Below are 6,046 nucleotides of genomic sequence, written 5' to 3' on the forward strand. Positions count from 1 at the left end.
TTTATTTTATGAAGCAAGGTGATTTTACAAAAGTTGCAAAACATTATCATAATAGACCTGCATATAGTTCTATGTTGATTGAAAAATTGATTCGTTGTATTAATAATAAAAATAAACAAAATTTAAATGTTGTTGAAGTAGGGGCTGGAACAGGAAAACTAACTAAGATTTTAGCTAATGAATTTGGTTTAAATATTGTAGCAGTTGAGCCTAACGATAATATGAGAGAAGAAGGGATAAAATATACCAAAGATTGTTCAAATATCACTTGGAAAAAGGGTAGCGGAGAAGAAACTAACATAGAGAGCAATGTAGCAGATTGGGTTATTATGGCAAGTTCTTTTCATTGGACTGATCCTAAAAAATCACTTCCTGAATTTAATCGTATATTGACAGGGGGGGGGTATTTCACTGCAATTTGGAATCCACGCCATATCGTAAAAGGTTCTATTTTTGATGAGATTGAAACGGAAATTAAGAATATTGTTCCAGAGCTTGATCGTGTGAGCAGTGGAACACAAAATGTTAAAAAATGGGAAGAAATTCTTGTTTCAACAGGAGATTTCACTGATTGCTTTTTTATGGAGTGTGATTACAAAGAGTTTTGGGATAAAGAGCGTTATCTTGGAGCCTGGCATTCTGTAAATGATATACAAGCACAAGCAGGTGAAAAAAGATGGAAAGAAATTTTAGATATGATAGAAGCTAAAATTTCACATATGCAAAGTATAGAGATACCTTATAAAATAAGGGCTTGGACAGCTAGAAAAACATAAAATTTTAAACTCATTTTAATGAAGAAATATAGTTTTAAAGTTGAGATTTAGCTTATTAATATAAAAAGAAAGGTTTAAAAATGGAAAAATTAGTAGAACAAGTATGGGATTATACAAAACACGCAAAATTTTATAGTTATAGACCAAATTATGCACCAAAAACTATAGATATGTTAATTACATTAGCAAAATCAGGAGATGTTAATAAAAATCTAAAAGTTGCTGATATAGGTGCTGGAACTGGGAATTTGAGTATTATGTTGCTTGAGAGATCTTGTGAAGTGGTTTCAGTGGAGCCAAATGATGCTATGAGAGAAATTGGCATAGAAAGAACTAAAGGACAAAATATAAAATGGGTTAGGGCAACAGGAATTGATTCTACTTTAGAAGATGCTCAGTTTGATTGGGTAACTTTTGGAAGTAGTTTTAATGTAATGGATAGAAATGAGGCCTTAGAAGAGAGTTATCGTTTGTTGAAAAGAAACTCTTATTTTTCTTGTATGTGGAATCATAGAGATTTAAATGATCCTATTCAGAAAATTGCCGAAGATACTATTATAGAATTTGTTCCAAATTACACAAGAGGAACTAGAAGAGAAGATCAAAGGCCTATTATTGAAAGTAGAAAAGATCTTTTTGATAATATAGTTTATATAGAAGAAGATTTTTATTTTCATCAAAGCATAGAAAATTATATTAATGCTTGGAAAAGCGTTAAAAATCCTTATTGGGATTTAGAAACCAAAGAAGGAACAGAGCTTTTTGAAAAAATTAGCTTAAAAATGAGCGAAAGGCTTCCAAAAGAATTTGATATTAAATACACTACAAGATGTTGGAGTGCTAAGAAAAAATAAGGATAACAATGAGGCTAGAATTTCAAACTAAAGCAAAAAATTTACTTATTTTACAAGATAAACTAAAAAGTGCAAGAGTTTTACCTCTTGTTATTACTTCTTTAGATGAATTAGAAGATAAAACTCAAGAAGTTCTAGAAAAAATTAAGATTTTAGATTCTAAAAGGTTTATTATCCGTAGTTCATCAAAAAGTGAAGATAGTACGAAAAACTCTAATGCAGGAGCATTTTTATCTCTTGCAAATATTTCAAATGACAAAGAGGAACTTTTAAAAGCCTTAAAAGAAGTTGGAAATTCTATGCCTTCAACCAAAGATGAAATTCTTATCCAGCCTATGCTAGAAGATATCAAAATCTGTGGTGTGGCTTTTAGTGTAGATAAGGATAATTTTGCCCCTTATTATTGTCTTTCTTATGATAAAAGTGGTTCAAACAGTTCAATTACAGATGGTTCAAGCAATAATGCTTATGTTTATTTTCATTATAGAGATTATCTAGAATTTAAGGATCATCATAATCAACAAATTATTACAATGATAAAAGAATTAGAAAAATTATTTGATTGTAATCTTTTAGATGTTGAATTTGCCTTTGCAACTTATAAAGGAAAAAGTGAGCTTTTTTGTTTGCAAGTAAGACCTTTGGTAATGCAAAATAAAATAAATCTTTTTAAAGCTTTGCCAAAAGAATCTTTGGAAAGATTTTATAAAAGATTTATTTCTTTACAAGAAAAACGTCCAAGAATTTTAGGAGATAAAGCACTTTTTGGCGTAATGCCTGATTGGAATCCAGCTGAAATTATAGGTTTAAAACCAAAAAGATTAGCTTTAAGTTTATATAAAGAGATAATAACTGATAATATTTGGGCTTATCAAAGAAATAATTATGGCTATAGAGATTTAAGATCTCATCCTTTAATACATTCTTTTTTAGGAATTCCTTATGTTGATGTGAGACTTTCTTTTAATTCTTTTATTCCGAAAAAATTAGATGAAAAAATTGCAAAAAAATTAATTAATTTCTATCTTGATAAACTTGATAAAAACCATGAACTACATGATAAGGTTGAATTTGATATAGTATTTTCTTGTTATGATTTTAATACCCCTCATAAACTTAAAACTCTTCTAAAAGAAGGTTTTAATGAAAATGAGATTAAAAGACTTGAATTTTCTTTACTTGAACTTACAAATGACATTATAGATTCTAAAAAGGGACTTTATTTAAAAGATATTGAAAAATCAAAAAAATTAAAGCAAAGTTATGAAGATATTATTAGTTCTGATTTTTCTTTGATTGATAAGATTTATTGGTTTTTAGAAGAATGTAAGCGTTATGGGACTTTGCCTTTTGCTGGGGTTGCAAGAGCTGGATTTGTAGCGATGCAAATGCTAAATTCTTTAGTTGAAATAAATTTTTTTACTAAAGAAGAGAAAAATGCTTTTTTAAATTCTTTAGAAACTGTAAGTAAATCTTTAAGTTTTAAAATAAATTCTTTAAACGAAGACAACAAACAAGAATTTTTAGAAACTTTTGGACATTTAAGAGCTGGGACTTATAATATTTTATCTCCAAGATATGATGAAAATTTTAAGGCTTATTTTGATATAAAAAATCACAGACAAGAAGAAAATTTAAAATCAGATTTTATTCTTAATGATGATAAAAAAGAAAAGTTACAAGTTATTTTAAAAGAACATGGACTTAATATAAATACAGATGAGTTTTTTTCTTTTTTAAAAAATGCTATTGAAGGAAGAGAACTTGTAAAATTTGATTTTACAAAATTGCTTTCTAAAAGTATTTCTATGATTGAGGAATTAGGAAAGTATTATAAAATAGATAAAGAAGATATGGCACATCTAGATATAAAAAGTATTTTAAATCTTTATTCAAGCCTTTATTCTCAAAATCCTAGAGAGCAATTTTTAGAAGAAATTAAACGTCATAAAAAAGAATATGAATTAACCTTAGCTTTAAAACTTCCTTCTCTTTTAAATAAAGCTGATCAAATTTTTGCCTTTTCTTCAAGTTCTGTTATTCCAAATTTTATTACCCAAAAGCGTATTAATGCTAAAACAGCAAAAGAAAATGACACTGATTTAGAAGGTAAAATCATTCTTATTTATGCAGCAGATCCTGGGTATGATTATTTATTTACCAAAAATATTGCTGGTTTTATTACTTGTTATGGAGGAGCTAATTCTCATATGGCTATAAGGGCATCAGAACTTGCAATGCCTGCTGTTATAGGGGTTGGAGAAGTTGCCTTTGCAGAATATTTAAAAGCAAGCAGACTTATTATAGATTGTGAAAGCGAGCAAATCATTTGTTTATAGGTATTACACAAAGACTAACAGAAGAGAAGAAATATAAAGAATTAAGAGAAACTTTAGCACTTGAATGGGGTAATTTATTTTCAAATTCTATTCTTTTTAAAGATTTTATTCCTCTTGCTTTAAGCTATGAAATAGATTTTAATCATTACACCCCTTATTTAAAAGCTGTTATTTTAAGTGGTGGGAATGATTTAAGTGCATTTAGTGATGATATTTTATCTAAAAAAAGAGACGCTTATGAGATGAAAATCATTGAGTATTGTTTAAAAACAGATATTCCGCTTTTAGGAATTTGTCGTGGGGCGCAAATGATAGCTTATTATTTTAATTCCACCTTAGAAAAACTTTCTGACCATATAGGTGATCATCAAGTGATTTTAAATGATGGAAGTTCTTTTATTAGTAACTCTTTTCATAATTATGCCATTATAAATTTAGGCAGGAATTTAGAAATTTTAGCTAGAGCTAAAGATCAAAGCATAGAAGCTTTTAAACATAAAGATAAAAGTATATTTGGCTTGATGTGGCATATAGAGAGAAAAAATGGACTTAATAATACCAAAATTTTAAATGAGTGGCTTAAGCTAGTAAAGGAGAAAAAATGAAAGCTATCATTTTAGCAGCAGGCTTTGGATCAAGACTTATGCCTTTAACAAAAGATAATCCTAAGTGTATGGTCAAATACCAAAATGAAGAGCTTATTTCTTATGAGATTAAAGCTTTAAAAGATGCTGGAATTTCTGATATAGCAGTAGTTGGTGGATATTTATTTGATATTTTAAAAAAATTTATTCAAGAAAGATTTAATCTTTATACTTTTTATGAAAATAAAAATTATGCCAATACAAATATGGTTCAAACTCTTTTTTGTGCAAGAGAATTTTTGCAAAAATGCGTGGAACAAAAAGAAGATTTAATTGTCTCTTATGCAGATATAATTTATTTTAAAGATAGCATAGAAAAACTTATGCAAGCTAAAGATGATTTAGCTATAGTGATAGATAAAGAGTGGAAAAAACTTTGGCAAAAAAGATTTGAAAATCCTTTAGATGATGCTGAAACTTTAAAACTTGATAATAAAGGATTTATCAAAGAGCTAGGAAAAAAGGCTAAAAGCTATGATGAAATAGAAGGACAATACATAGGTCTTTTTAAAATAAGTGCTAATTTTTTACCCTCTTTTTTAAATTTTTATGACAGTCTTGATAAAAATATTCTTTATGATGGAAAGGATTTTAATAATATGTATATGACAAGTTTTTTGCAATCTTTAATCGATACTTTTAATAATGCTAAAGCGATAGAAATTTATGGAAATTGGTGTGAGATAGATTTTAAAAGTGATTTAGGGATCGTTTTATGAAACCATTGTCACAAAGTAAATCTTTTAAACTTATAAAAGAGGAAGGTTTTAAAGCTTGGCTGGAATATAGATATTTTAAAATCTTAAGAACTTATGAAAAACACATAGTTTTAAAATTTACAAAACAATTTAAACCTTTGCCTAAAAATTATAAATTTATACTTTGTTCTTATAGCGTTTCGGCTCATTGGGCTTTGGGAGAATTTCTACAATTTTGTAATTTAAAAAAAGTTATTGCTTTTGAAGATGGTCTTACTTGCTATTATACTGCAAAACGAAAGCTTAAAAAGGTTAAGAATTCACAAAGTTATTTGGATTTGATTTTTTGGAATAAAGAAAATAAATATATTTCAAATATAACAAGCATTTTTGAACCTACCAAAATCCTCATTTTAACAAGAGATCCTATCTCGAGGTTTAAAACTTTTATCAATCACGGACTTTGTGATAAAAGGACTATTTATCATCTAAATGATCAATTTGATGCTATATATTATATTGGAAAAAATGGCTATGAAATAAATAATACTAAGCCAGATTGTAAGGGTTTATTTTATTGGATGCAACCATCAAAAAAAGTTACAACAAATTTCAACTACTATTCCAACATAAAAGCATTTTTAGAAAGTAAAAAAGAATTTAAAATCTTTTATATAGATTGTAAAGAGCTAGATAGTAAAATAGCTTTTAATACCATGAACAAATTAGCAAAAA

Annotated in this window: 5 protein-coding genes and 1 pseudogene; all 6 read left to right on the plus strand. The window is 27.5% G+C overall.

The window, feature by feature from the left end; all coding sequences use genetic code 11:
- Positions 1-8: 8 nt before the first annotated feature.
- Positions 9-776, plus strand: coding sequence for a class I SAM-dependent methyltransferase (locus DU473_RS05650; protein ID WP_131186682.1), 768 nt, complete (start codon positions 9-11; stop codon positions 774-776).
- Positions 777-856: 80 nt separating this feature from the next.
- Positions 857-1,630 carry a class I SAM-dependent methyltransferase gene (locus DU473_RS05655; protein WP_131186683.1) on the plus strand — a complete coding sequence of 258 codons (774 nt, stop codon included), beginning with the start codon at positions 857-859 and terminating at the stop codon, positions 1,628-1,630.
- 8 nt (positions 1,631-1,638) lie between these two features.
- Positions 1,639-3,969 carry a PEP-utilizing enzyme gene (locus tag DU473_RS05660; protein WP_131186684.1) on the plus strand — a complete coding sequence of 777 codons (2,331 nt, stop codon included), beginning with the start codon at positions 1,639-1,641 and terminating at the stop codon, positions 3,967-3,969.
- Positions 3,960-4,574: a gamma-glutamyl-CDP-amidate hydrolase gene (locus tag DU473_RS05665; protein WP_131186685.1), complete on the plus strand. Its 615-nt coding sequence runs from the start codon at positions 3,960-3,962 to the stop codon at positions 4,572-4,574. The genes DU473_RS05660 and DU473_RS05665 overlap by 10 nt, the downstream gene beginning before the upstream one ends.
- Positions 4,571-5,332, plus strand: coding sequence for a phosphocholine cytidylyltransferase family protein (locus DU473_RS05670; RefSeq protein WP_131165660.1), 762 nt, complete (start codon positions 4,571-4,573; stop codon positions 5,330-5,332). The genes DU473_RS05665 and DU473_RS05670 overlap by 4 nt, the downstream gene beginning before the upstream one ends.
- A pseudogene (locus DU473_RS05675) lies at positions 5,329-6,046 on the plus strand (hypothetical protein); the annotation flags it as partial. The gene DU473_RS05670 and the pseudogene DU473_RS05675, both read left to right, overlap by 4 nt.

Source organism: Campylobacter novaezeelandiae, assembly GCF_004323845.1.
In the GTDB taxonomy this organism is placed as follows: domain Bacteria; phylum Campylobacterota; class Campylobacteria; order Campylobacterales; family Campylobacteraceae; genus Campylobacter_D; species Campylobacter_D novaezeelandiae.

Bases quoted from the DNA above. Each gene is read 5' to 3' on its own strand.
- DU473_RS05650 (WP_131186682.1), top strand. From the start codon at position 9: ATGAAGCAAGGTGATTTTACAAAAGTTGCAAAACATTATCATAATAGA.
- DU473_RS05655 (WP_131186683.1), top strand. From the start codon at position 857: ATGGAAAAATTAGTAGAACAAGTATGGGATTATACAAAACACGCAAAA.
- DU473_RS05660 (WP_131186684.1), top strand. From the start codon at position 1,639: ATGAGGCTAGAATTTCAAACTAAAGCAAAAAATTTACTTATTTTACAA.
- DU473_RS05670 (WP_131165660.1), top strand. From the start codon at position 4,571: ATGAAAGCTATCATTTTAGCAGCAGGCTTTGGATCAAGACTTATGCCT.